This window comes from Microbaculum marinum, assembly GCF_037855135.1.
Taxonomy (GTDB): Bacteria; Pseudomonadota; Alphaproteobacteria; order Rhizobiales; family Tepidamorphaceae; genus Microbaculum; species Microbaculum marinum.
The window spans coordinates 695934-721022 of the sequence record NZ_JAZHOF010000002.1; the positions used below are offsets into that span (position 1 = coordinate 695934).

The 25089-nt window shown below is 67.3% G+C and carries 21 protein-coding genes; 11 read left to right on the forward strand and 10 right to left on the reverse strand.

Translation table 11 applies throughout. The features are described from left to right. Position 1: 1 nt before the first annotated feature. Positions 2–577 carry a putative glycolipid-binding domain-containing protein gene (locus V3328_RS06805; protein ID WP_340328857.1) on the reverse strand — a complete coding sequence of 192 codons (576 nt, stop codon included), beginning with the start codon at positions 575–577 and terminating at the stop codon, positions 2–4. A 7-nt stretch (positions 578–584) separates the two neighbouring features. Then, positions 585–1745, reverse strand: coding sequence for an alpha-hydroxy acid oxidase (locus tag V3328_RS06810; protein WP_340328858.1), 1161 nt, complete (start codon positions 1743–1745; stop codon positions 585–587). A 441-nt stretch (positions 1746–2186) separates the two neighbouring features. Here V3328_RS06810 and V3328_RS06815 point away from each other — a divergent pair, with 441 nt between their 5' ends. From V3328_RS06815 to V3328_RS06835, 5 genes are all read left to right on the forward strand, one after another. Further along, a complete protein-coding gene (locus tag V3328_RS06815) occupies positions 2187–3566 on the forward strand; it encodes an amidase (RefSeq protein WP_340328859.1) in 1380 nt (459 codons plus the stop codon). A gap of 432 nt (positions 3567–3998) precedes the next feature. Continuing rightward, positions 3999–4949: a TRAP transporter substrate-binding protein gene (locus V3328_RS06820; protein WP_340328860.1), complete on the forward strand. Its 951-nt coding sequence runs from the start codon at positions 3999–4001 to the stop codon at positions 4947–4949. A gap of 79 nt (positions 4950–5028) precedes the next feature. Further along, complete coding sequence (locus V3328_RS06825) at positions 5029–6054, forward strand: TRAP transporter small permease subunit (protein WP_340328861.1); 1026 nt, start codon at positions 5029–5031, stop codon at positions 6052–6054. An 11-nt stretch (positions 6055–6065) separates the two neighbouring features. Beyond that, positions 6066–7448 carry a TRAP transporter large permease gene (locus V3328_RS06830; RefSeq protein WP_340328862.1) on the forward strand — a complete coding sequence of 461 codons (1383 nt, stop codon included), beginning with the start codon at positions 6066–6068 and terminating at the stop codon, positions 7446–7448. Positions 7449–7533: 85 nt separating this feature from the next. Next, entirely contained in the window at positions 7534–8871 is a 1338-nt protein-coding gene (locus tag V3328_RS06835; protein ID WP_340328863.1) for a DUF3422 family protein, read from the forward strand. Here V3328_RS06835 and V3328_RS06840 read toward each other — a convergent pair whose 3' ends face one another. Further along, positions 8872–9297, reverse strand: coding sequence for a c-type cytochrome (locus tag V3328_RS06840; RefSeq protein WP_340328864.1), 426 nt, complete (start codon positions 9295–9297; stop codon positions 8872–8874). Between the two features lie 81 nt (positions 9298–9378). Then, positions 9379–10332, reverse strand: a complete 954-nt coding sequence (locus V3328_RS06845) for a LysR family transcriptional regulator (protein WP_340328865.1) — start codon at positions 10330–10332, stop codon at positions 9379–9381. A gap of 143 nt (positions 10333–10475) precedes the next feature. Between V3328_RS06845 and V3328_RS06850 the strand changes: the two genes are divergently transcribed. The 4 genes from V3328_RS06850 (at position 10476) to V3328_RS06865 (ending at position 16165) form a co-directional block, all read left to right on the forward strand. Then, on the forward strand, positions 10476–11924 hold the full coding sequence (locus V3328_RS06850) for an FAD-linked oxidase C-terminal domain-containing protein (RefSeq protein WP_340328866.1): 1449 nt from the start codon (positions 10476–10478) through the stop codon (positions 11922–11924). Positions 11925–12308: 384 nt separating this feature from the next. Further along, positions 12309–13493, forward strand: coding sequence for a glycolate oxidase subunit GlcE (gene glcE / locus V3328_RS06855; RefSeq protein ID WP_340328867.1), 1185 nt, complete (start codon positions 12309–12311; stop codon positions 13491–13493). Positions 13494–13578: 85 nt separating this feature from the next. Beyond that, complete coding sequence (glcF, locus tag V3328_RS06860) at positions 13579–14886, forward strand: glycolate oxidase subunit GlcF (protein WP_340328868.1); 1308 nt, start codon at positions 13579–13581, stop codon at positions 14884–14886. Positions 14887–14929: 43 nt separating this feature from the next. Next, positions 14930–16165 carry a M24 family metallopeptidase gene (locus tag V3328_RS06865; protein ID WP_340328869.1) on the forward strand — a complete coding sequence of 412 codons (1236 nt, stop codon included), beginning with the start codon at positions 14930–14932 and terminating at the stop codon, positions 16163–16165. 16 nt (positions 16166–16181) lie between these two features. On the opposite strand, the gene V3328_RS06870 is transcribed toward V3328_RS06865, so the two are convergent. Further along, positions 16182–16601, reverse strand: coding sequence for a hypothetical protein (locus V3328_RS06870; RefSeq protein WP_340328870.1), 420 nt, complete (start codon positions 16599–16601; stop codon positions 16182–16184). A 3-nt stretch (positions 16602–16604) separates the two neighbouring features. Next, the gene (locus V3328_RS06875; RefSeq protein ID WP_340328871.1) at positions 16605–18209 is read right to left on the reverse strand and encodes a GMC oxidoreductase; all 1605 of its coding nucleotides are present in this window, start codon (positions 18207–18209) and stop codon (positions 16605–16607) included. Positions 18210–18515: 306 nt separating this feature from the next. Here V3328_RS06875 and aceB point away from each other — a divergent pair, with 306 nt between their 5' ends. After that, the gene (gene aceB, locus V3328_RS06880) at positions 18516–20114 is read left to right on the forward strand and encodes a malate synthase A (RefSeq protein WP_340328872.1); all 1599 of its coding nucleotides are present in this window, start codon (positions 18516–18518) and stop codon (positions 20112–20114) included. A 4-nt stretch (positions 20115–20118) separates the two neighbouring features. On the opposite strand, the gene V3328_RS06885 is transcribed toward aceB, so the two are convergent. The 4 genes from V3328_RS06885 to V3328_RS06900 form a co-directional block, all read right to left on the reverse strand. Continuing rightward, positions 20119–20304, reverse strand: a complete 186-nt coding sequence (locus V3328_RS06885; protein ID WP_340328873.1) for a hypothetical protein — start codon at positions 20302–20304, stop codon at positions 20119–20121. A 137-nt stretch (positions 20305–20441) separates the two neighbouring features. After that, on the reverse strand, positions 20442–20999 hold the full coding sequence (locus V3328_RS06890; protein WP_340328874.1) for a hypothetical protein: 558 nt from the start codon (positions 20997–20999) through the stop codon (positions 20442–20444). 245 nt (positions 21000–21244) lie between these two features. Beyond that, a complete protein-coding gene (locus tag V3328_RS06895; protein WP_340328900.1) occupies positions 21245–21874 on the reverse strand; it encodes a L,D-transpeptidase in 630 nt (209 codons plus the stop codon). A 612-nt stretch (positions 21875–22486) separates the two neighbouring features. After that, a complete protein-coding gene (locus tag V3328_RS06900; RefSeq protein ID WP_340328875.1) occupies positions 22487–23056 on the reverse strand; it encodes a hypothetical protein in 570 nt (189 codons plus the stop codon). Between the two features lie 224 nt (positions 23057–23280). Between V3328_RS06900 and hisS the strand changes: the two genes are divergently transcribed. After that, on the forward strand, positions 23281–24861 hold the full coding sequence (hisS, locus tag V3328_RS06905; RefSeq protein ID WP_340328876.1) for a histidine--tRNA ligase: 1581 nt from the start codon (positions 23281–23283) through the stop codon (positions 24859–24861). Positions 24862–25089: the final 228 nt, after the last annotated feature.

The following is a 25089-nucleotide window of genomic DNA, read 5'->3' on the forward strand; positions in this document are numbered from 1 at the left end:
ATCATGACGCCACCCGCCTGAACAGGCCCGGGTAGTCCAGCACGAGGCCGTCCTCGTCGACGGGAAGCTCGGCCGAGAAACTGCCGTCGACCGCCTCGTACAGATAGCGGCGGCAGGGCTCGATGCACGTGTAGCGCTGCTCGTCGACGAAGATGTCGAGGGAGGGGAAGGCCACGTAGACCATCCGGAATTCGCGGGCCTGACCGGCGGTGAAGCCGGTCCGCCGGATCGGCAGCACGTTGGTCAGCGGGCTTGCCTGCAGATCGATGTCGATGCAGCCGGAGAACGCCGCCAGTTCGGTGCCGTTGCCGTCCCGCCAGCGCCCGTCCCCATCCGCGTGCAGCTCGAGCGCGGCACCGCCCGCGATGCGGATCCGGGCGAAGCGGACCCGCCAGGCGGTGTCGCAGTCGACGCGAAAGCGTGCCGCATATCCGTCCGGTCCGGCGACGACAGCGGCGCCTTCGGCGACGATGGCCTGATCGGCCCCCGGTCCCTGCCAGAGGACCACGCGCTGCAGGCCGCCGCCCTCCCAGGTGCGCCAGGCCGCCTCGCATCTCGCGATCGCCCGGAAGCTCATGTCGCGTTCAGCCGGCCATCCACTGCTGGCCGCTGTGATAGAGGTTCATGCGGCTGAGGTCGGTGACCCTCTTTTCCCCGCACAGCGCCATCGTCGTGTCGAGCTCCCTTGCGATGATGTCGAGCGCGAGCTTCACGCCGGCCTGACCCATCGCGCCGAGACCGAAGACGAACGCACGGCCGATGAACACGCCGCGGGCGCCGAGGCAGAGCGCCTTCAGGACGTCCTGCCCGGAGCGGATGCCGCCGTCCATGTGAACCTCGATCTTGTCGCCGACGGCGTCGACGATCTCGGGCAGGACGGAAATCGAGGAGGGCGCGCCGTCGAGCTGCCGGCCGCCGTGGTTGGAGACGATGATCGCGTCGGCGCCGTAGTCCGTCGACCGCTTGGCGTCCTCCACGTCGAGGATCCCCTTGAGGATCAGCGGACCGCCCCAGCGCTTCTTGATCCACTCGATATCGTCCCAGGTAAGCCGGGGATCGAACTGCTGCGCCGTCCACGAGTGCAGCGAGGACAGATCGTCGACGCCCTTGGCATGGCCGACGATGTTGCCGAAGGTGCGGTTCTTCGTGCCCAGCATGCCGAGGCACCAGGACGGGCAGGTGGCCATCTGCCAGATGTGCTTCGGCGTGAACTTGGGCGGGGCCGACAGCCCGTTGCGGATGTCCTTGTGGCGCTGGCCGAGGATCTGCAGGTCGAGCGTCAGCACCAGCGCCGAGCAGCCCGCCGCCTTGGCGCGGTCGATGAGCCCGTTGATGAAGTCGCGGTCGCGCATGACGTAGAGCTGGAACCAGAACGGCTTCTTCGTCGCCTCGGCGACCGCCTCGATCGAGCAGACGCTCATGGTCGACAAGGTGAAGGGAACGCCGAACTCGTTGGCGGCCCTGGCCGCCAGGATCTCGCCGTCGGCGCGCTGCATGCCGGTGATGCCGACCGGCGACAGCGCCACCGGCATGGCCACCTTCTGGCCGATCATCGTCGATTCCAGCGAGCGGTCGGTCATGTCGACGGCGACGCGCTGGCGCAGCTTGATCTTCGAGAAGTCCTCGCGGTTGGCCCGGTAGGTGCTTTCCGTCCAGGAGCCGGAGTCCGCGTAGTCGAAGAACATCTTCGGCACGCGACGGCGGGCGAGTCTCTCCAGGTCCCCAATTTCGACGACAGGTGCCATCAGGCGGTCTCCCCGTTCTTCTGCCGGTCCGGTTCTTCGCTGCGCGTGCCGTCGGCTGGTCGCGTAGACTTATAACGCAGCTTTCACGTCGCGCCAGTCGCCGGGAACGTCGCAAGGCGCTGCACGACGCCGCCGGCCAGTGCCGGAAAACGGCCGGCAAATCAATGTTGCCGTGCAGGAAAAAGGTTTGTTCGAAGAATTTGATTGATCATAACGTATGCGTTGCGCTCAAATGGCGAAGCTGATCGAACGTGCAAGCCGAGGCGAAGAATCGCGGCTGCACAGAAAACACATGCGGTCAGCGGGGGGAGGGAAATTGGTCAGGATTTCCTCGGATTCGGTATTGCGCGGAAGCGCGGCGGCGGCCGGGCGGCAGTGCGGCTCGATCGCGATGAGATCGCGTGACAGCATCCCGCGCTGCGCTTGCGCCGGAGCCGGTCGATGACCGCGAGCGTCGCCGGGGCGGCGACCGAAGCCACCGATCCGGGGCTTGCCGGCCTCGGCCTGCGCGACGCCGCCCGCCTTGTTGCCAGCGGCACGATTTCCTCCGAGGAACTGACGGCAAGCTGTCTTGCCCGCATCGCCGAGACCGAGGAGCAGATCGGCGCCTGGGCGCATCTCGACCCGGACTACGCGCTGATGCAGGCGCGCAGCTGTGACGCTAAGCGCGCCGCCGGCGATCCGCTCGGCGTGCTGCACGGCGTGCCTGTCGGCGTCAAGGATCTGGTCGACGTTGCGGGCCTGCCCTGCGAGCGCGGCACCATCCTTGACGCAGGCCGTCGTCCGGACAGGGATGCTCACGCCGTCTCGCAGATTCGCGCGGCCGGCGCAGTGATCCTGGGCAAGACGGTGACCACCGAGCTTGCCCTGTACCAGCCCGGCAAGACACGCAATCCGCACGACATAACCCGCACGCCGGGTGGATCCTCGTCGGGCTCCGCAGCCGCCGTGGCCGACTGCATGGTGCCCGGTGCCATCGGTTCGCAGACCAACGGGTCGGTGATCCGGCCCGCCTCCTTCTGCGGGATCTACGGCTACAAGCCGAGCGCCGGGATGGTGTCGCGGCGCGGCGTGGCACCGCTGTCTGAGACCTTCGATACGCTGGGCACGCTGGCGCGCAGCCTGGAGGATGCGGCCCTGCTCGGCGATGTCATCGCCGGCTACGACGCGGGCGATCCGTGGACCCGTCCGGCCGGGCCTCCAAAGCTACTCGAGACCGCCCTGAGCGAACCTCCGGTGCGTCCGCGGTTCGCCTTCGTCAGGACGCCGCTTTGGGACCGCGCCGACGAGGATACCCGCGAGGGCCTTGCGCACCTCTGCGCGGCGCTCGGCGATGTCGACGAGGTCGGGCTTCCCGATGTCTTCGAGCGTGCGCTGGACCTCCACGGGACGGTCATGGGGGCGGAAGTGGCTCTGAACTTCGCGCACTACTACGAGAGGGGTCGCGACAGGCTCAGCGAGAAGCTGCGCGCCGTCATCGAGACGGGACAACGGGTTCTTGCCCGGGACTACCTCGCGGCGAAGGAGCAGATCCACACATTCGACCGCGCGCTGAACGATATCTTCGACCGCTACGACGCCATCCTCACCCCGGCGACGCGCGGCGAGGCGCCGGGGTCCGAGACGACCGGCGATCCGGCGTTCTGCACCACGTGGACCTTCTGCGGGGTTCCGGCCGTCTCCGTGCCCCTGCTGGTCGGCTCGAACGGACTGCCGATCGGCGTCCAGGTGGTCGGCCGCCGCGGTCAGGACGGGCGGTTGCTCCGCTCCGTCCGGTGGCTGGCGGCGCAACTCGTCACCCGCACGGGCCGGTCGGAATAACCGGGCCAACCCGGCAGAGGAGGAAAAGGAACGCAAACAGATCGAAGCGCGCCGGTGTCGCGCCCCGCGGCCGGCGCAGGTCAAATGTCGCAAAAGACGAGCAAAAGAAAAACGGTCCGGGCGCACGTAGCCCCGGGGGGACGTTGTTGCCGATGCCGATACCGATAGTGCCTGAAAAATCAGCACCAAATAACGTTTCTCCGTCAACTGTGAGTTATTGCGGGGGCTAGTCGGAGCTTGCCGCTTCGGTCTAGGTTTGGGCAGGCGCGGCAACAAGCGCCTCGGAAAAGCAAGTAGCGCAGATCTTGGAGTTTCGCTCCGAGTGGATGTCTGGATTGGGAGGAAAGTGACCCTATGAAGAAATTACTGGCAGTATCCGCCGTTGCACTGGGCGTTGGCTTTGCCGGAACGGCTCAGGCGGAACAATGGAACATGCAGTCGACGTATCCGGGCTCGCTGACGCAGCTCGGCACGCTCGGCAAGTACGTCGCCGAACGGCTCGCGATCGTCACCGACGGCGACGTCGAGCTGGTGTTCCAGGAGCCCGGCGCGCTCGTTCCGGCGCTCGAAGTGTTCGATGCCATTTCCTCGGGTGCGGTCGAGGCGGGATGGTCCACACCCGGCTACTGGGCCGGCAAGGTTCCCGCCCTTCAGCTCTTCGCCGCGGTCCCCTTCGGCCCGCAGGCCGGCGAGTATCTGGCGTGGCTGAAGTTCGGCGGCGGCAAGGAGCTGTTCGAGGAGATCTACCACAAGTACGGAATCCACGGCGTCCACTGCGGCGTCATCGCGCCGGAGGCATCCGGCTGGTTCCGCGAGGAGATCACCTCGACCGATGACCTGAAGGGCAAGAAGATGCGGTTCTTCGGTCTTGGCGCCAAGGTCATGGAGAAGATGGGCGTCTCCACCCAGCTCCTGGCCGGCGGCGACATCTTCCCGGCGCTCGAGCTGGGTACGATCGACGCGACCGAGTTCTCGATGCCCGCCATCGACCTCAATCTCGGCTTCTACCAGGTCGCCAAGCATTACTATTTCCCCGGCTGGCATCAGCAGTCGACCCTGTTTGACCTGATGATCAACCTCGATCTGTGGGAAAGCCTCGACGACGTCACCAAGGCGCGCATCGAGACCGTTTGCGATGCCGCCATCACCTACGGTCTGGCCGAGGGCGAGGCGATCCAGTTCGCGGCCCTGCAGGAGCTCGAGAAGAACGGCGTCAACATCCACGAATGGCCGCCGGAGATCCTCGCGGAGTTCGAGGCCGCCTGGGAAGAAGTCGTCGCCGAGCAGGTGGCCGCCGACGAGGACTTCGCCAAGGCGTGGGACTCGCTGTCGTCCTTCCGCGAGAACTACAGCAAGTGGAAGGACCTCGGCTACCTGGACTGATCAGGAAGCCTGAGTTCGCGGCACGGCCCCGCCCGCGGGGTCGTGCCCCTTCCCACACCATCGGGCGGATCCTGAAAACATGGGCACTCTGAGCGCCGTCGTTGCCGCGCTGTCCGCCATCGCCGTGGTGATGGCGCCATTCGGGCTCCACTGGATCGCGCTGATCGTCGGTTTCCTTGCGCTGTTCCTCGCCGCGCACCTCGGCGCCCGGCCGGGGTACTTCCTCACCGCCGCGGCGCTGATGGCCGTCAGCGCCCCGCTGGACGATGCGTTCGAGATGTCCCGCATCGAACTGCGGCTGCTGGCGAAGGCGGCGGAAGACGGCGATCTCGCCGCCGGCATCATCGTGCCCCTGCACGAGATCTCCGCCAGCATTGCCGGACTGCTGATCGTGATCTGCCTGGTGCTCACCGCGATTGCGATCGCCATTGCCGGACGATCGAGCCGGCGGCGGGGCAGTGCCGACGGCTGGGCCTTCTATCTGGGCGAGAGCGACGCGCTCGGCGACGGCGTCTCCTGGATCGGCAAGGCGGCTTCCTTCCTCTACGTGCCGCTGATCGTCGTCATCATCTACGACGTGACCCAGCGCAAGGTGCTCGAGTTCGTGCCGACCTTCACCGAGACGGCCTGGTTCCACGCCTTCAATTCCAACAAGCTGCAGGAAGCCGAGTGGCACATGCACGCCATCCTGTTCCTGCTGTGCTTCGGGTTCGCCTACATCAAGGATGCCCATGTCCGCATCGAGCTGGTGCGCGACAAGCTGGCGCCGCGCACGCGGGTCTGGATCGAACTGCTCGGCTGCATCTTCTTCCTCGTCGCCTACTGCTACGTCGTGATGCGCTTCGGCTACGACTTCGCCCAGAACTCGTTCAAGCTGATGGAGCAGTCTGCGGCGCAGACCGGGCTGCCGCTGCGCTTCATCATCAAGTCGTTCCTTCCGTTCGGCTTCCTGGTCCTGGCGCTCGCCGGCGTCGCGGTGGCGGTCAAATGCGTCGTCTACCTGTTCGGGCCGGAGAGCCTCAGGAGAGCCTCGAGCTACTACGCGGGCACGCACCATGCCGACGTGCCGAAAGAGGCCGTGACGGTTTCATCGGCGAAGAACTGAGGCGGGCGTTCATGGACATTTTCGTCGAGTTCCTGCCGCTGTGGATGTTCTTCGCGCTGGCGGTGCTGCTGTTCACCGGGTATCCGGTCGCCTTCATCCTCGGCGGCGTCGGTCTCGCCTTCGCCCTGATCGGCGACATCTTCGGGGTGTTCCGCCTTCAGCAGCTCGCCCTGATCCCGCTGCGGATCTACGGCGGCACGATGGAAAGCCCCGTCCTGGTGGCGATCCCGATGTTCATCTTCATGGGCACGATGCTGGAGAAGTCGGGCGTCGCCAAGGACCTGCTGCACGCCCTGCAGGTGCTGCTGCGCCGGGTGCCGGGCGGGCTTGCCCTGTCGGTGACGCTGATGGGCACGATCATGGCCGCGACCACCGGCATCATCGGGGCCTCGGTCGTGATGATGACCCTGCTGGCCCTGCCGGTGATGCTGGAGCGCAACTACAACCTGCCGCTCGCCACCGGCACGATCGCCTCGTCGGGCACGCTCGGCATCCTGATACCGCCATCGATCATGCTGGTCATCATGGCGGACCTGCTTTCGGTGCCGGTCGGCACGGTGTTCGTGGGAGCGATCGTGCCGGGCCTGCTGCTGGCGCTGCTCTACGCGATCTACATCTGGACCCTGTGCCATTTCAAACCGGACCTGGCACCGCCGCTGCCCGACGACATAGGGCCTGCCGGACGCATCGAGTTCTGGGGCATGGTGCTCAAGAGCTTCGTCCCGCCGGTCGTGCTCATCGTGCTCGTGCTCGGCTCGATCTTCGGCGGCTTCGCCACGCCGACGGAGGCAGCCGGCGTCGGTGCAGGCGGCGCCATCCTGCTGGCCGCCCTCAACAGGGCCCTTACCTGGCAGGTGTTCGTGGAGGTCTGCCAGCGCTCGGCCCTCACCGGCGGCATGCTGTTCGGGATATTCGTCGGCGCCACCTGCTTCTCGTTCATCTTCCGGACGCTCGGCGGCGAGCACCTGATCATCGAGTTCATCCAGGCGACCGGCGTCGGGCCCTGGAGCATCCTGCTCGTGCTGATGCTGATGATCTTCCTGCTCGGCTTCTTCTTCGACTGGATCGAAATCACCCTGATCGTGCTGCCGGTGTTTGCGCCAATCGTCGGCCTGCTCGACTTCGGCGGCCATGTCGGCGAGTGGGAAGGCGTCAGCCGGGCCAACATCATCTGGTTCCTGGTGCTGGCTGCGGTGAACCTGCAGACCTCGTTCCTGACCCCGCCGTTCGGCTTCGCGCTGTTCTACATGAAGGGGGTGGCGCCGCCGGGGGTCACGATCCAGCACATCTATCGCGGCATTGTGCCGTTCGTGCTCCTGCAACTCCTCGGTCTGGGACTGTGCATCCTGTTCCCGGCGCTGGTGCTCTGGCTGCCGAGCTATCTCCTCGGCTGACTCCTGTCGGTACCGGATTGGGGGTTGCCACGGCCAACCGCTCGTTTAGGGTCGCCGCCGCTTTCCACTGATTGCGGCGGAGCTGATGGACGAGACGGCGGAACAGGGCGGTTCGCGGGTGGCGGACCGGCGCGTGCCCTTCGAACTGCATCCCTTGCGAGACGACATCGTCGGCGAAGTGCATGCCCGGCCGTTCCGGGCCGCGGAGGCGCCGCGCGTCTTCCATCACATGGCGTTCCAATCGTGGACCGGGCCGTCGGCGGCCGGCGGCACCGACGCTGGCTCCGGCGACGATTTCGAGCAGCTCGTCCGCTTCTGCAAGGCGCACGGCGCGCCGCCGCCCGCACCCGGCGCGCGCCACCACGTCGTCAGTCTCGGCGGGGCCGAACTCAGCTGGGAACGCCACACCGAATTCACCACGATGACGCTGTCGGTGGCGCCGCCCCCGGACGATCCCTTCGCGGCGCCGAACATCTCCTCGCTCGCCGCCTTCCTGCCGAAACCGCCGGGGCCGCTGATCGTTTCGACGCGGGTCGCGCTGGTCCCCCTGGCGGACGAACTGCCGGATCTGGCGGCCTTCGATCCGTCCAGCCTGTGCGTGTCGCGGGTCGACGGCGGGGCGATCGTGGCGACCGACTTCCGGCCCGACCGATCGGGCTTCACGCGCATCCTCGTCGCCTCCAGGTCTCTTTCGGCGGCGCGGGCCGGCGCTCTCGTCCAGCGGCTCCTGGAAGTGGAGACCTACCGGACCCTGGCGCTGCTCGGCCTGCCGGAGGCGCAGCGGATCCGGCCGATCGTCGACAGCATCGAGACCCAGTTGCTGAGCCTGACGCTGCGCATGAGGGACGGTACGGGCCTCGACCTGAGCCGCGAACTCCTCGACCGGCTGGTCTCGCTGGCAGCCGAGGTAGAGGCGGAGTCGGTGGGCGCCACCTATCGTTTCGGCGCGACGCGGGCCTACTGGGAACTGGTCGGCCAGCGCCTGTTGTCGATCCACGAGGAGCGCGTCCAGGGGTTCGACTCGATCGAGGGCTTCCTGGCGCGCCGGCTGAAGCCGGCACTGCGGACCTGCGAGTCCGTCGAACGGCGGCTATCGGACCTGGCGGCCAAGCTCGCCAGGACGGCGAACCTGCTGCGCACCCGCGTCGACATCGAACTGGAGAGCCAGAACCGCGACCTCTTGGACTCGATGAACCGCCGCGCGCGCCTGCAGCTGCGGCTCCAGCGGACGGTGGAGGGCCTGTCGGTCGCAGCCGTCAGCTACTACGTCGTCGGCCTGATCGGCTATCTGTTGAGAGGCGGCGAGACGGCGTTGGACCTGCCATTCGATCCGGCCGTGGCAACGGCGGTCGCCGTGCCTTTCGTCGTGGTGGTGATCTGGGCGCTGGTGCGCCGCATCCGGCGCGGTCACGCGGACGAGTAGCTAGCGAAATGTCCGCGAATTGGGGGCGTCGTCGAACTTCAGCGTCTTCAGGTAGGCGATGAGATCCTGGCGCTGTTCCGCGTCGGCCATGCCGGAGAACGCCATCTTGGTGCCCCGCAGGAAGGCCCGCGGGTTTTCGATGTAGCCGTCCAGGTTTTCCACGGTCCAGACGAAACCCTCGGAACCGGCTTCGCGCATCCCCGCCGAGTAGGAGTATCCCGACCGGGTCGCCGCGCGCCGGCCGACGATGTTGTTGAGTATGGGACCGACCCGGTTGCGGGCGTCCGGGCCGATCTCGTGACAGGCGTTGCAGAGGCGAAACAGGTCCTGACCGTTGCCGGCATCGCCGGCGGCGCGGCTTGGCAGCCCCCAGATCGCGAAAACCGCGAACAGCCCCGCAAACAACATGACGCAAAGTATCTTCATCGGTCGAAACGGTACCCGAAACCCATGCGGAACGCCCAAATATCTATACGAAGCGCCGGGTCGGGCCGCAACCGCACGCCTTCAGGCCGCGACCGGGTTGCCGGCCGGCCCGTCCGGAGCGTCGAAGGCGAGGTCGAGCCCCTTGTCCCAATACGGCTCGGGTCCAAACAGGTCGGCAAGGAAGTCGATGAACACGCGGACCCGAGCCGGCAGGAAGCGGCGGCTCGGATAGACGGCATAGACAGCGACCCGCCGCGACTCCCTGTATTGCGGCAGCACGATCCTCAGCTTGCCGCTCTGCAGCGCCGGTCCGACGTCCCAGGTCGAGCGCAGCGCGATACCGAGACCGGCGATCACTCCCTCGCGCACGACCTCGCTCGAGTTGGTCTGGAGATTTCCGGCGACCCGCATGGACGTGGCTCCTTCCGGCCCCTCGAGCTGCCAGACGTCCTGGTGGGTGGCGAAGATGCAGTTGTGGCGGCTGAGTTCGCCCAGCGTCTTCGGCGTGCCTTCCCGTTCCAGGTAGGCTGGCGAGGCGCAGATCACCCGGTGATTGGGCGCCAGCCGCCGGGCGATCAGGCTGGAATTCTCGAGCGCCGCGATGCGCACCGCCAGATCGAAGCCGTCGCCGACGATGTCGACGAAGCGGTCGTTGAGCATCAGGCTCAGCTTCAGATCGGGATAGAGAGTTGCGAACTTGCCCAGGTAGGGCGCGATGTGCATCCGCCCGAAGGAGGTCGGTGCAGCGATCTTCAGGGTGCCGCGGGGCGCCGTGTTGCGGCGGGTGACGAAGGATTCCGCCTCTTCGATCGACGCCAGGATGCCGATGACGCGCTCGTAGTAGCCCTGGCCGTCCTCGGTCAGGGCGATCTGGCGGGTGGTCCGCTGCAGCAGCCGTGCGCCCAGGCGCTCCTCCAGCCGACGGATGCGCTTGGAGATGACAGCCGGTGACAGGCCCATTTCCCGTCCGGCACCCGACATGCTGCCGGCCGTCACGACCCGGGCAAAGATCTCCATATCCGTGAGATCGGCCATTTCATCCCTCCTCCCTGACTTTCCATGAGGGAAACAATCCTTGTTGACTTTTAACCTTGAGAGTAAGGGATACCGTGACAAACTACGTCAAGTGAAAAGATTGCGTGTCAGCTCGCGCGAGTCGCGGAAGCAGGGAGGAGAAGATGTCGGGCCTTGCGCTGCCGGAGGTGAATCCGGCCGTTCTGGACAAGCGCGACCGGATCGTCGCTGCGCTGGCGGCCATTGTCGGCGCGCGGTGGGTGATATCAGAGCACGACGAGCTTCGCGCATACGAGACCGATGCGCTGACCGCCTACCGGCAGGTGCCGCTCGCGGTGGTGCTGCCGGGCAATACGGCCGAGGTGAGCCGGGTCCTCGCATGCCTGAACGAGGAGGGAGTCAAGGTGATCGGCCGTGGCGCGGGCACCTCGCTTGCCGGCGGCGCCCTGCCGCTTACAGACGCCGTCGTGGTCGGCGTCTCGAGAATGAACCGCGCGCTTCACGTCGATACCTTCAACCGCACGATCCGCGTGGAGGCCGGCATCACCAACCTTGCCGTCTCCGGCGCCGTCGACCATCTGGGCTTCTTCTATGCGCCGGATCCCTCGAGCCAGCTCGCCTGCACGATCGCCGGCAATGTCGGAATGAATTCCGGCGGGGCCCACTGCCTGAAATACGGCGTCACCACCAACAACCTGCTGGGCCTGACCGTCGTGCTGATGGACGGCACGGTGATCGAACTGGGCGGCGATCATCTGGATTCACCGGGCTACGACCTGCTTGGCCTGCTGACCGGATCGGAGGGCCAGCTCGGCCTCGTTACCGAGGCGACGCTGCGCATCCTGCCGAAGGCCGAAGGCGCCCGTCCCGTCCTGCTGGGCTTCAATTCCAGCGCCGACGCCGGCGCCTGCGTTTCCGAGATCATCGCCAGGGGGATGCTGCCCGTCGCGATCGAATTCATGGACAGGCCGGCGATCCACATCTGCGAGGACTTCGCCGAGGCCGGCTACCCGCTCGACGTCGAGGCGATGCTGATCATCGAGGTCGAGGGATCGCCGGCGGAGATCAACGAGCAACTGGAAAACATCATCGCGGTCGCCCGTCGCAACGGCGCCGTCCATGTCCGCGAGGCCAAGACCCCGGCTGCCGCCGCCGCAATCTGGAAAGGCCGCAAGTCCGCCTTCGGCGCGATGGGCCGAATTTCCGACTACATGTGCATGGACGGCACGATCCCGACGGGGCGCCTGCCGGAGGTGCTCGTCAAGATCTCCGAGATCTGCCAGGGATACGGCCTCGGCGTCGCCAACATCTTCCACGCCGGCGACGGCAACCTGCATCCGCTGGTGCTCTACGACGTCAACGATCCCGAGCAACTCCACAAGGCCGAGGCCTGCGGCGCCGACATCCTGAAGCTCTGCGTCGAGGTCGGCGGCTGCCTGACCGGCGAGCACGGCGTCGGCATCGAGAAGCGCGACCTGATGGTGCACCAGTTCAACGCCACCGACCTCACCCAGCAGATGCGCATCAAATCCGTGTTCGACCCGCAATGGCTGCTCAATCCCGCCAAGGTCTTCCCGCTGGAGGGAAGGCCGGAACCGGCGCGCGTGGTCTGAGTCGGCGGGTGCGAAGATGAGGTTCGGCGCGATGCGGGCGAGCGACGGTGCAGGACCAGGGGCGTGCAGTGTGCGAAAGCGCCGCTTTCGCCGCCGCTTCGCGGCGTACCCCCCTCTCCATCTCTCCCCCACAAGGGGGGAGAGGGGAGCAAGCGGGTTGTCGTCGCACTTGTCCTCAGCTCCATTGCCGCGCAGCAACCGCTGTATTTGCCGCTTTGACGGATCGGCACCGCAAGGTGCTCTCTCCCCCCTTGTGGGGGAGAGATGGAGAGGGGGGTACGGAGCGGTCTGCGATAGCGGACGAAACGCGCAGCGTTTAGAGCGACAAGCGCGTGAGCGCTTCCACCGGCATCGCGCGTGCGCAGCCGCCACGGACATCGCGCCATGATCGTCACCCCGGAAGACGAGCGGTCGGTCGCCTACGCGGTGAAGGACGCGGTCGGCAGCGCCCAGCCGCTGGAAATCTCCGGCGGCGGGACCAAGCTTGGCTACGGGCGGCCGGTGCAGGCGGCGTCGAACCTGTCGATGAGGCGGCTGAGCGGCATCACACTTTACGAGCCGAGCGAGCTCGTGATCGCGGCGCGCGCCGGAACGCCCCTTGCCGAGGTCGAGGCGCGGCTGAAGCAGCAGGGCCAGCGGCTGCCGTTCGATCCGCCGCGGCTGACGCACCTGTTCGGGGGCGATCCGGGCAGGTCGAGCATCGGCGCAGTGGTGGCCTGCAACCTGTCCGGGCCGCGGCGCGTGCACGCCGGCGCTGCGCGCGACTCGCTGATCGGGGTGCGGTTCGTCAACGGCCGCGGCGAGACGGTGAAGTCCGGCGGCCGCGTCATGAAGAACGTCACCGGCCTCGACCTGGTCAAGCTGATGTCGGGCGCCTTCGGGACGCTCGGCGTGCTTACCGAGGTGACGTTCAAGGTGCTGCCGGCGCCCGAAACAGAGGCGACGCTGGTGTTCGACGACCTGCATGACGAGGCGGCCGTGGTATGCCTGTCGGCCGGCCTGGGCAGTCCCTGGGAGGTCACGGCTGCCGCCCATCTGCCTGCGAACGGTGCCGATCCTGCGTGCACGCTGCTGCGACTGGAGGGCTTCGAGAGCCAGATGCTCTATCGCGGCAAGGCGCTGGCCGATGCGCTGCGCGACTACGGAACGCCACAGGTTCTGCGCGGCGAGGACAGTGCCGCGCGCTGGGCGGCGATCGGCGAGGTGGAGCCGCTCGGACAGCTGGACCATCGGGCGGTGTGGAAGCTGTCCACGTCAGCCGACAGGGCGCCCGGCATTGCGGCGGCACTGCGCGAGCGGCTCGACGCGCGGCTGTTCTTCGACTGGGGCGGGGGACTGATCTGGCTCGCCGTACCCGCCGAGGCCGACGCCGGCGCATCGGTGATCCGCGCCGCCCTGGGAGCGGCCGGCGGCCATGCGACGCTGGTGTCGGCCCCCGCCGAGATCTGCGCCGCCGTCGACGTGTTCCAGCCGCAGCCTGATTCGGTCATGAGGCTGACGCGCGCGCTGAAGGACACGTTCGATCCCGAACGCATCCTCAATCCGGGCCGGATGTACGCGGGGGTGTGAGATGACGGCGACGATCGCGCTTCAATCAGTGCAGCCGCGCCATTGCGGCACGGACGGCGACGCCGGCGAAAGAGACTGAGCCCGCATGCAGACCAATTTTTCCCTGGCCCAGCTCGCCGATCCGCACATGGCCTCTTCGGAGAAGATTCTCCGGACATGCGTGCATTGCGGATTCTGCACGGCGACCTGTCCGACCTACCTGGAACTGGGGGACGAGCTCGATTCGCCGCGCGGACGCATCTATCTGATCAAGGACATGCTGGAGGCGGAGAAGCCGGCCAGCGAGGAGGTGGTCCGGCACATCGACCGCTGCCTGTCCTGCCTGTCCTGCATGACCACGTGCCCGTCCGGCGTGCATTACATGCACCTGGTCGACCACGCCCGCGCCTATATCGAGGATACCTACGAGCGTCCCTGGCACGACCGTGCGATGCGGGCGCTGCTGGCGGCGGTGCTGCCCTATCCGGAGCGGTTCCGGCTGGCGCTCGCCGGCGCGACTGTCGGACGGCTGATGCTGCCGGTCGTCAGGGCGATGCCCGGCCTTCAGCGCCTGGCCGCGATGCTGTCGCTGGCGCCGGCGTCGCTGCCGCCGCGGTCCGCGGAGGGACCGGCGGTGTTCGATCCCCTCGCAGAGCGCCGGGGGCGGGTGGCGCTGCTGACCGGTTGTGCGCAGCCGGTGCTGGACCCGGGAATAAACGCGGCGACGATCAGGCTGCTGACCCGTCTCGGCGTCGAGGTCGTGCTGCCGTCGGGCGAGGGCTGCTGCGGGGCGCTGGTCCATCACATGGGGCGGGAGGCGCAAGCGCTCGACTTCGCTCGCGCCAACATCGACGCCTGGACGCGGGAAATCGAGACCGGCGGCCTCGACGCGATCGTGATCACCGCGTCGGGCTGCGGCACCACCATCAAGGACTACGCCTTCATGCTGCGCAACGATCCGGCCTACGCCGAAAAGGCGGCCGCGGTGTCGGCGCTGGCCAGGGACATCACCGAGTACCTCGCGACGCTAGAGTTCCCCGAGGCTGCCGCAAAGCCCGGCCTCACGGTCGCCTACCATTCCGCCTGTTCGATGCAGCACGGCCAGCAGATCCGCGAGGAGCCGAAGGAACTGCTGAGGGCTGCGGGCTTCACCGTCCGCGACGTTCCCGAAGGCCACATCTGCTGCGGCTCCGCCGGCACCTACAACATCCTGCAGCCCGAGCTTGCCGCGCGCCTGCGAACCCGCAAGGTGCGCAACATCGAGAGCACCCGGCCGGACCTGATCGCTACCGGCAATATCGGCTGCATGACGCAGATCGGCGCCGGCACGTCGCTGCCGATCGTGCATACGGTCGAGCTTCTCGACTGGATATACGGTGGCGACCGGCCCGAGGCCTTGTCCCGGGTCGGATAGGAGCCGGGACCATGGTCGCCGGTCCGCCAGAGAGGGACCCGCGATGGTCGACCAGTCCGTTGCCGAACCGCGCTTCCATATGCCGCCGCCGCCGGACGAACGGGCGCTGCGGCTCGGCCGCCTGAAGCGCCTGCGCGAGGAGATGGCGCGCTTCGAGGTGCCGGCCGTCGTCCTGTTCGATCCGCACAACGTCCGCTACGCCACCGGCGCGCGCAACATGCTGCCCTACCTGCTGCGCAATCCCGCCCGCTACGTGTTCGTGCCGATCGAGGGGCCGGTGACGCTGTTCGAGTTCGAGGGCGCCGAGCATCTCGAAGCCGACAATCCGGTCGTCGACGAGATCCGCCCTGCGACGTTCGTCGCCTATGTCGCGCGCGGGCCTCTGCTCGGCCTTGCCGCGGACCGGTGGGCTGCCGAGATCGCCGACCTGATGGCGACGCACTGTCCCGGCGAGCGGCGGATCGGCGTCGAACGTATCGATTCCCTCGCCATGCATTGCCTGCGCGGCAAGGGCCTGGAAACCGTCGATGCCGGTGCGCCGGTGGAACGGGCCCGCGCGATCAAGACGCAAGAGGAGATCGTCTGCTCCTGGCGCTCGATCGGCTGCACCCAGCAAGGCGAGTGGAAACTTCGCCAGGCGATCCGGCCCGGTATCAGCGAAAACGAACTGTGGTCGGTCCTCTACCAGCACGTCATCGCCAATGACGGCGACTACATCGAGACGCGGCTCCTGAGTTCCGGCGAGAAGACCAATCCCTGGTACCAGGAAACCGGCACCCGGGTGATCGGTGAGGGGGAACTGATCGCCCACGACACCGACGTCGTCGGCCCGCACGGCTACTACGCGGATTTCTCCCGCACCTATCTGTGCGGCCCCGGTCCGCGGACCGTCGACCAGACGACGCTCTACCGGCTCGCCTGCGAGCAGATCCACCACAACATCGAGCTGATCAGGCCGGGCCGGACGTTCCGCGAGATCACCGAGGCGGGCTGGCCGATTCCCGAGCCCTACTACAAGCGGCGCTATTACCTGATGATGCACGGCACCGGACTGACCGGCGAATACCCCTACATAGTCAACGACGCCGTCTATGACGGGCAGGCCAACTACGACGGCGTCGTCGAGCCCGGGATGACCCTGTGCGTGGAAAGCTACATCGGGCACGAGGACGGCGGCGAGGGCGTAAAGCTCGAGCAGCAGGTGGTCGTGACCGAGACGGGTTATGAACTGATGAGCACGTTTCCCTTCGAGGACGACCTGCTCGGACGCGAAGTGTAGCGCCCCGGGGCCGGCCTCACGCCGTCCGGCCGTCCGCAATCCAGGCGGCGGCGCACAGCTCGGCTTCCGTTTCCGACAGCACCCAGCCCTCGACGCTGACCATGCGTCCATCCCGGAAATCCGCGGCGCACTGGTCCTGCACGAGACGCCGTCTGGTCCGCGGACACCCCGTCGCGAAGGCTTCCCGGATCAGCGGACGTTGGGTGATGCGCGCGGCAATGGCCTCGAGATCCCCCGAAACGTGTCCCGACCCGACCATCGCGCGGCCGATGCGGCGCGCCGCCTGATCGCGGGCTATCTCCGATAGGTAGGCGAAGAAGCCCGGGCTGTTGCGCGGCACCAGGCGACAGGCGGCCAGGCTGCCGCCAAAGGCGAGAGCGCCGACGCCGGCGATGCCTGCCAGTCCGAGTACGATACGGCGCGTGATGTTGCCCATGGGTCAGCTCTTCGTCTGCGACGCGCCCGACGAACCGAGATGGTCGGCCAGCCGGGCGGCCAGCGCCACGATTGTCAGGGTGGGATTGGCGGTGCCGGCGGTCGTGAAGACCGAGCTGCCGGCCATGTAGAGGTTCTTCACCGAATGAACCTTGCAGTTCGCATCGACCACGCCGCTGCGCGGGCTGTCGTGCATCCGGGTCGTGCCGATATGGTGGTACCCGGTGAAGACGACGTCCAGGTCCGGCGGGTCCGGGATACCAAGCTTCAGGCGGCCGAGACCGGCCGCGCCGACGGCTGCCCCGATATGCTCGTGGGTGCGGCGCAGGCTGTCCAGGTCGGACGGTGCGATCTGCCAGTCCAGGGCGATCCTCCGCCAGCCGAGCGGGTCGGTATCGTCGGTCAGGTAGACGCGGCTGTCGGCGCGCGGCGAGGGCTCGGCATCCTGCCTCAGCCGAGCGGCCACCGTGCGCCCGGCCGGCACGAAGTGCCGCATGACGTGACGGTAGACGCCGACGCCGATCACGTCGATGTCCTCCACGGCGTTGCAGTAGTTCTCGGCGAACCGGTCCGGCACCCGGCCTCGGGAGAACGACTTGACCATGGTCGAGAACGATACCCACCCCCGGTCGCGAAAGTCGTCGTTGAAGGTCGCGTCGTCGTATTCCGGCACCAGGAAAGCAGTGTTGTTGAGCAGGCCTTCCTCGCGCATCACCTCCGCGGGCAGCTTCAGGCCGACGCTGAGAGACGCGACGCCTGTCTCGATGACCTGGTCGTACAGGCCGAGGTCGATGTCGTCCTCGGCGAACAGAATGGTGCTCGTCTCGCAGTTCAGGTGGTCCATGTAGTAGCGGCCGACGAGGTCGTGTTCGTTGCCGATGCCCGCCACGCGCTGCCTGTTGCAGTTCAGCAGGATGCGGGCGTTCTCGATGCCGCCGCAGGCGAGCACGTAGTGCGTGGCGCTGACACGGATCCTCCGGCCGTCCAGTGTGGAGAACTCGAAGTGGGCCACCGCATCGTCGGCAAGCTCGATGTCGACGAGATTTGCGTGCAGGAAGCAGGCGATCCTGTCGGTGGCTTCGATGGTCTCCCAGTAGGTCTCCTCGAAGCGCGTCGGCGGGCTCTGCTGATAGACGGCGTCCCTGACCATCGCCGGATCCAGCGGCAGCGGCGCGCGGTCCAGCTTTGCTTGCCACGCCGTGAAGTCGTAGTCGAAGGGTCCGAGCTGCAGATAGGGCTGGGCGCGCGCGTAGTAGGGATCGAGATCCGCCCGAGTGATCGGCCAGCCGGAATCCGGCACCCCCGGCCGCTTCTCGAAATCGATCGGATCGAGCGGCGCGCACAGTCCGGTCCAGTGGCCGGAGGTGCCGCCGAACTGCCGCAAGCGCGAAGACGAGACGTCGGTGTTGGGATCACCAACCACCTCACCGTCGTAGAGTGCCTGGGTCTCCGCCTCGTAGGTGCGCCCACCGGATTCCATCAGCACCACGTCGACGCCCTGGCGGGCGAGTTCCAGGGCCAGCGTGATTCCCGCCGGACCGGTTCCGACCACGCACACGGCGCCGGAGACCGGCTCCTCGGACTCGTATTCCCGCAGATCGACAATCATCTGAAGTCCCCGGCATGTGCGGTCACCGGCATGCGCAGTCCCCGGCAGCGAAGCGACACATTTAACCCCAACGCCCCGGCAAGCAGGGTGTTTTTTTGCGAAGGAAGGTAAAATTTTGCCACGGTCGAGGCGTCTGGCCGCACGCCCGACCGGTCTTCCAGGCTACCCTATTAGGTGCGAATGGATTGATAGAGGACAGGTATTGTTTCCAGGGAGGAAAAAGAGACGGTTGTGCGCCGCTTGTTTTGTCCGTGCCGGGCTTGTGGGAGACTGCGGTGTGCAATCAACAAGCCGGCGAGGAACGTCATGGGCACAGCGACACAGGCGAGGAACGTAGAGATCCGCGCGACGATGCAGGATCGCTACGCGGAGATCCTGTCCGACGAGGCACTCGCCTTCGTGGCGGACCTGCACCGGAGCTTCGAGGAGCAGCGCCGCAGGCTTCTGAAGGCGAGGACCGAGCGGCAGCGCCGGTTCGACGCTGGCGAATTGCCCGATTTCCTCGATGAGACCCGCCATATCCGCGACAGCGACTGGACGGTCGCGCCGATTCCCGCGGATCTGCTCGACAGGCGCGTGGAGATCACCGGCCCGGTCGACCGCAAGATGGTGATCAACGCCCTGAACTCCGGCGCCCGGGTGTTCATGGCGGATTTCGAGGACGCCACCTCGCCGACCTGGGACAACCTGGTGGAGGGCCAGATCAACCTGAAGGACCGCTGGGCCGGCAATATCGACTTCACCGATCCCGACAGCGGCAAGGAGTACAGGCTGAAGTCTGACCCGGCCGTCCTGCTGGTGCGCCCGCGCGGCTGGCATCTGCCGGAAGACCATGTCCTGGTCGACGGCGAACCGGTGGCCGGCGCCCTGTTCGACTTCGCGCTTTACATGTTCCACAACGCCAGGAACGCCGTCGCGGCCGGATCGGGCCCCTACTTCTACCTTCCGAAGCTGGAGAGCCATCTCGAGGCGCGGCTGTGGAACGACGTGTTCGTGCAGGCGCAGGAGGCGCTCGGCCTGCCGGTGGGCACCGCCAAGGCGACGATCCTCATCGAGACGCTGCCGGCCGCCTTCGAGATGGACGAGATCCTCTGGGAACTGAAGGACCACATCGTCGGCCTCAATTGCGGCCGCTGGGACTACATCTTCTCGTTCATCAAGCGGCTGCGCAACAATCCCGACTACCTGCTGCCGGACCGCGGCCAGGTGGTGATGGGCAAGGCGTTCCTGCGCGCCTATTCGCTGCTGCTGATCAAGACCTGCCATCGCCGCGGCGCCTTCGCGATGGGTGGCATGGCGGCGCAGATCCCCAACCGCCGGGATCCGGAGGCCAACGAGATCGCGCTTGGCAAGGTAAAGGCCGACAAGGAGCGCGAGGCCGGCGACGGTCACGACGGAACCTGGGTTGCCCATCCCGACCTTGTGCCGGTCGCCATGGAGGTGTTCGACCGGCTGATGCCCGGGAAGAACCAGCTCGACAGGTTGCGCGACGATGTCGATTTCGGGCAGGCGCAACTGCTCGAGGTGCACGAGGGCACCCGCACGGAGGCCGGCCTGCGCGAGAACATCCGGGTCGGCGTGCAGTACATCGAGGCGTGGCTGCGCGGCCGCGGCGCGGTGCCGCTATACAACCTCATGGAGGATGCGGCGACGGCGGAAATCAGCCGCGCGCAGATCTGGCAGCAGCTTCGCCACGGCGCCGCGCTGGAAGACGGGCGAACCGTCACTCCGGAACTGTTCGTCTCGACGCTGGAGGACGAAATGTCCCGTGTCCGCGAACAGCTTACCCCTGAAGTCTACGACTCAGGCCGTTTCGGTGAGGCGGTCGAGCTGTTCCGGGACATGTCGATGTCGGAGACGTTCGAGGAGTTCTTGACCTTGCCGGCCTACAAGCTGATCGCGTGAGGCCTCAGAAGCAGTTGGCGATGGCGCCGAGGATCCGTTCGACGTAGACGCTCTCGCCGAAACGGGTCCATAGCAGGGCGCTCGCCGCCAGAAGCAACGCGAACACGGCCGCGCCGACGGCGACGGGCGTCGACTGGTCGATCCGCGCGTCTTCGCGCTGCTCGGGTGCGGTGTCTCCGGTCCGTGACATGGCCGTCGGCGGTCTCTGCGAAAATCCTAGCGTAGCACATTGCGGCAGATAGTGCTCGTGAAGCCGCCCTGCGAGGTGCCGCAACGCAGACGGCGCGGCCCGCAGCCGCGCCCGTGGATCGGAACTGCGTGCCGCGGTCAGGAGCGCCGCAGGCTGATGCCGACCGGCGTGTACCCCGGCGCGACGGGATAGTAGGTGCAGCTCAGGCCGCCGTAGCCCGGCCCGGGGGTCGGTACCGCCGGCACCGCGACCTGCGGGGCAACGGCGCCCGGCATCCCGTACCCCCCGTATCCGCCCGCGACGACGCAGACCATGTAGTCGGCGCTCCAGTCGGTGTAGCCGTTGCAGCGGCCGTGGCCGAGCTGGATCGTGAACTGACCGCCCTGGCCGCTGATGCTGACGTTGCCGGCGCAACTCAGGCCGCCGCCCGACACCTGGTAATTGCCGTAGGCGCCGTTGGAGCAGAACGACACGGTGTAGGGGCCGTAGATGAGCTGGTTGGCCGCCCAGCACCCCGCGATGCTGATCGGCCCCGGCCCCGGTATCGGACCTGGACCCGGCCCGGGAACGGGCGAGGGCACGGCCACCATCGGCGCGTTCTGCTGCGCTGACACCTCGTCGGCCGCAAGGCCGATAACGGAAACGATTGCGGCAAACGCGACAAACAGAGATCTGGAAACAGACGGTCTGATCATTCCTTGTCCTCCTTGCGAGAGCCCGGCAGCGCGGATCTGCGGTCGGCAATACGGTCGCGGTCGATTCGCGACCTTTCCGGCATGCCAGCACCGGTTCATGTGCGGATCATGGCGATATCTGTAGACGGCGCATGGTTAAGAAACGGCGACGGATGCCGGCCCCGGGACCCGAAAAAGCAACGGGCGGCCGAAGCCGCCCGTTTCCGACGCACTCTCCCCGTAAACCGGGTGTCTTGTTCCGATGCTCAGATAACCTTGACCCTGGTGCCGACACCGACGCGCTCGTAGAGGTCGATGACGTCCTCGTTGCGCATGCGGATGCAGCCCGACGACACGGCCTGGCCGATCGACCACGGCTGGTTGGATCCGTGGATGCGATACAGCGTCGAGCCGAGATACATCGCCCTGGCGCCGAGCGGGTTGTCGGGGCCGCCGGGCATGTGGGCGGGCAGGCCGGGCTGGCGCTTGCGCATCTGCGGCGGCGGCGTCCAGCCGGGCCACTCCGCCTTGCGGGTGATCGTGTGGGTGCCGGCCCATTCGAAACCCGGCCGCCCGACGCCGACCCCGTAGCGTTTCGCGGTGCCGTCGGCCTGGACCAGGTAGAGGAACCGCTCGTTGGTGTTGATGACGATCGTGCCGGGGCGCTCGGGACCGTTATATGCGACCACCGTCGGCGCGAAGGCGGGGTTGAACTGCTGCGGGGTGCTTGCCGTGCTGACGCGGGGCGCAGGCTGCAGGGCGGCGACGTTGCGCGGGGCGCTGGCCGGCGGCTGCTGCGACGCGGCGGTGCGCGAAACGGCCGGCGCCGGCGGCGGCACGATCACTGCGGCATCGCGTCCGCCGTAGGACGTATAGGGCTGCCGGTAGTCCTGCATCGGCCGGGCAGACGATGCCGCAGCCTGGCCTGTCTCGACTCGGGTCGCGGCGGGCCTGGTCGTCACCGAGGGGCTCGCGGCGGAGGGTGCCGCCGAGACACGGCTGGAGGTGGTCCGGGTCGACGTCACGACGGCCGGGGCGGACGCCGGCCTGGCCGGAGCGCTGGTGCCGGCCGTCCGACCGGCGGCCGTCTGGTTGGTGGCCGTCTGGTTGGTCGAGGGGGGCTTGCCGAACAGCGCGTTCATCAGCGCGGGAAACGGCATCTGGTCGTTCTGCTGGGAGGCTGCCGCCGGCGTGGCGCAGACCGCGGCCAGGACGGCAAGGAGGCACAGGCGTTTCATCGACGTACTCGCTTCACATACTCGTCGCGCCGGGACGAGGCTGCGTGCTGTCGCATGCCCCCCGGCCATGACCGGGACAGTAGGAAGCCAGAGTCGACCGAATCGTAAATCGGCGTTCAGGATTCCCCGCCATCTGCGGGCGTGGTTGATGCCGCGTTTACGGACGTGGTTGACGTCTCGTGAAGCCGCGGCCGGCGAGCTGGACCGAGCGCGAGACGACGGGCGCGGCCGGGGGAGCTGCGCCCGTCTGCGGCCTGGCGTGCGGGGAGGTCAGTTGCGGGACAGTGCCAGGCCGATCGGGTGATATCCGGCCGCCGCCGGGAAGTAGGTGCAGTCGAGCTGCCGCATCGGCGCGGGCCGGCGCGGTACCGCAACATGCGGCTGGGCGACTTCTGGCCGCGACGCGTAGGGCTGGTCGATCCAGACGCGGTCGCCGGTGCGGCACACCAGCCGGTCGGCGCTCCAGTCGGTCCAGTTGTTGCACTGGCTGCGGCTGAGGTTGACGGTCACGGTATCGCCGGGACCGCGCGAGACGGTGACCGAGCCGTTGCAGGCCAGCCCGCCGCCGCGCACCTGATAGCTGCCGTAGTCGCCGTTCGAGCAGAACGAGAAGGCATAGGGGCCGTAGATCAGCCGCTCGCCGGACCAGCAGCCGGAGATCCGGTCGCGCGGCGCCGGCTGCGGCACGTGCGGGGCGGGAACATGCGGGACGAGAACGCGCGGCTGGGCGACCTCGGGAACGTTCGTGCCGGCCGCGTCCGCGGCGCCCGGCGCCGAGATCGCCGCTGCGAGGGCAAGTGCTAGGGCCGCGGCGCGGCCTGTCCTGGTCGAGGCGATCATGGTCTGTCTCCTTCAATCTGTCCCGGCGGGTCTCGTTGCCGCCGAACCTGACGCCACCATGCGCCGGGGCGCCTGAACCGCCGTTGAAGCGGGAATTCATCGGCCGTTCATCAGCCGGCGTCGGCGGACGCGGGTGCGCCGCCTTGCCGCTCGCGCCGCTTTGCTCTAGGTAGGGCCGCGCCCGTGACGGACGGGTTTTCCGCAAGACTTCAGAGCGTTTTCCAATGGCCAAGAGCGACAAGCCCGACCGCCTCAAGCCGCGGCTCCCGCGCGGATTCCAGGATCAGGAGACCGGCACCCTGCGCGCCACGCGCGCGATGCTGGAGACGATCCGCTCGGTCTTCGAACGCTACGGCTTCGATCCGGTCGAGACGCCGTCGGTCGAGTACACCGAGGCGCTCGGCAAGTTCCTGCCCGACCAGGACCGGCCGAACGAGGGCGTGTTCTCCTTCCAGGACGACGACGAGCAGTGGCTTAGCCTGCGCTACGACCTGACCGCGCCGCTCGCCCGCCACGTCGCCGAGAACTTCGACCGGCTGCCCAAGCCCTATCGCAGCTACCGCTTCGGCTACGTCTACCGCAACGAGAAGCCGGGTCCGGGCCGCTTCAGGCAGTTCATGCAATTCGACGCCGACACCGTCGGCACCGCCTCAGTCGCCGCCGACGCCGAGGCCTGCATGATGGCCGCCGACGTTATGGAGGAACTCGGCATCGCGCGCGGCGACTACGTCGTGCGGGTGAACAACCGGAAAGTGCTCGACGGGGTGATGGAGGCCATAGGACTCGCCGGCGACGAGCACGCCGGCACCCGCCTGACGGTGCTCCGGGCAATCGACAAATTGGATCGGCTGGGGCCGGAGGGCGTGCGGCTTCTCCTCGGCCCTGGCCGCAAGGACGAGAGCGGCGATTTCACGAAGGGGGCGGGGCTGGCTGAAGGGAAAATCGACTCCATTCTGGCATATGTCAGGGCCGCCAAAAGTACGTCGGATGCCCGACGGGACGCCCCCACACCGGCAGAGGTGGGAGACTATGTTGCAGTCGAATTCGACGATGGTCCGTATTTCTACAAGGTCGACAACAACGCGACGCTTGCGCGGCTCCGCGAGGAGTTCGGCGGGAATGCGCTAGCTGCCGAAGGTTTCGACGAGTTGGAGGAAATCGCCGGGCTGACCAGCGCAGCGGGGTATGGCGGGGGTCGGATCATGATCGACCCCTCCGTCGTCCGCGGCCTCGAGTATTACACCGGCCCGGTATACGAGGTGGAACTGACCTTCGAGACGGTCAACGAGAAGGGCGAGAAGGCCCGCTTCGGCTCGGTCGCCGGCGGCGGCCGCTACGACGGGCTGGTCGGCCGGTTCCGCTCCGAGAACGTTCCCGCGACCGGCTTCTCGATCGGCGTCAGCAGGCTGCTCGCGGCATTGACGGCGCTCGGCCGCGTCGAGGCGAAACAGGAACTCGGCCCCGTCGTCGTGCTGGTTTTGGACCGCGACAAAATCGCCGACTACCAGAAGATGGCCGCCGAGCTTCGTGCCGCCGGCATCCGCTCGGAGATGTATCTGGGCACGTCGGGCATGAAGGCGCAGATGAAATACGCCGACCGCCGCAACGCTCCGTGTGTCGTCATCCAGGGATCCGACGAGCGCGCCCGCGGAGTCGTCCAGATCAAGGACCTGATCGAGGGCGCCCGGCTGGCGGAGGGCATCGAAGACCACGCCGAATGGAAGGAGGCCCGCCCCGCCCAGGTCGAGGTCAAGGTCGACGAACTTGTCGAGACCGTACGAGAGATCGTCGCCCGGCACAACTGAGGCGGGGTTGCCGCGGCGAACGGTCCCCAAGCGCCTCGTGGTTCGAGACGGCCTCTGGCGAGGCCTCCTCACCATGAGGCTCAAGGGATGTCTCGACGTGAAGAACTCGTAAATAGCCCTCATATCGCGTTTGATTTGGGCAATGAATAGCCCTCATGGTGAGCGACTGTCTTGTTGGTCAAGCTGTCTGCCATGGTTTCTGGTCCCTGAGGATGGCGTTGAGGATGG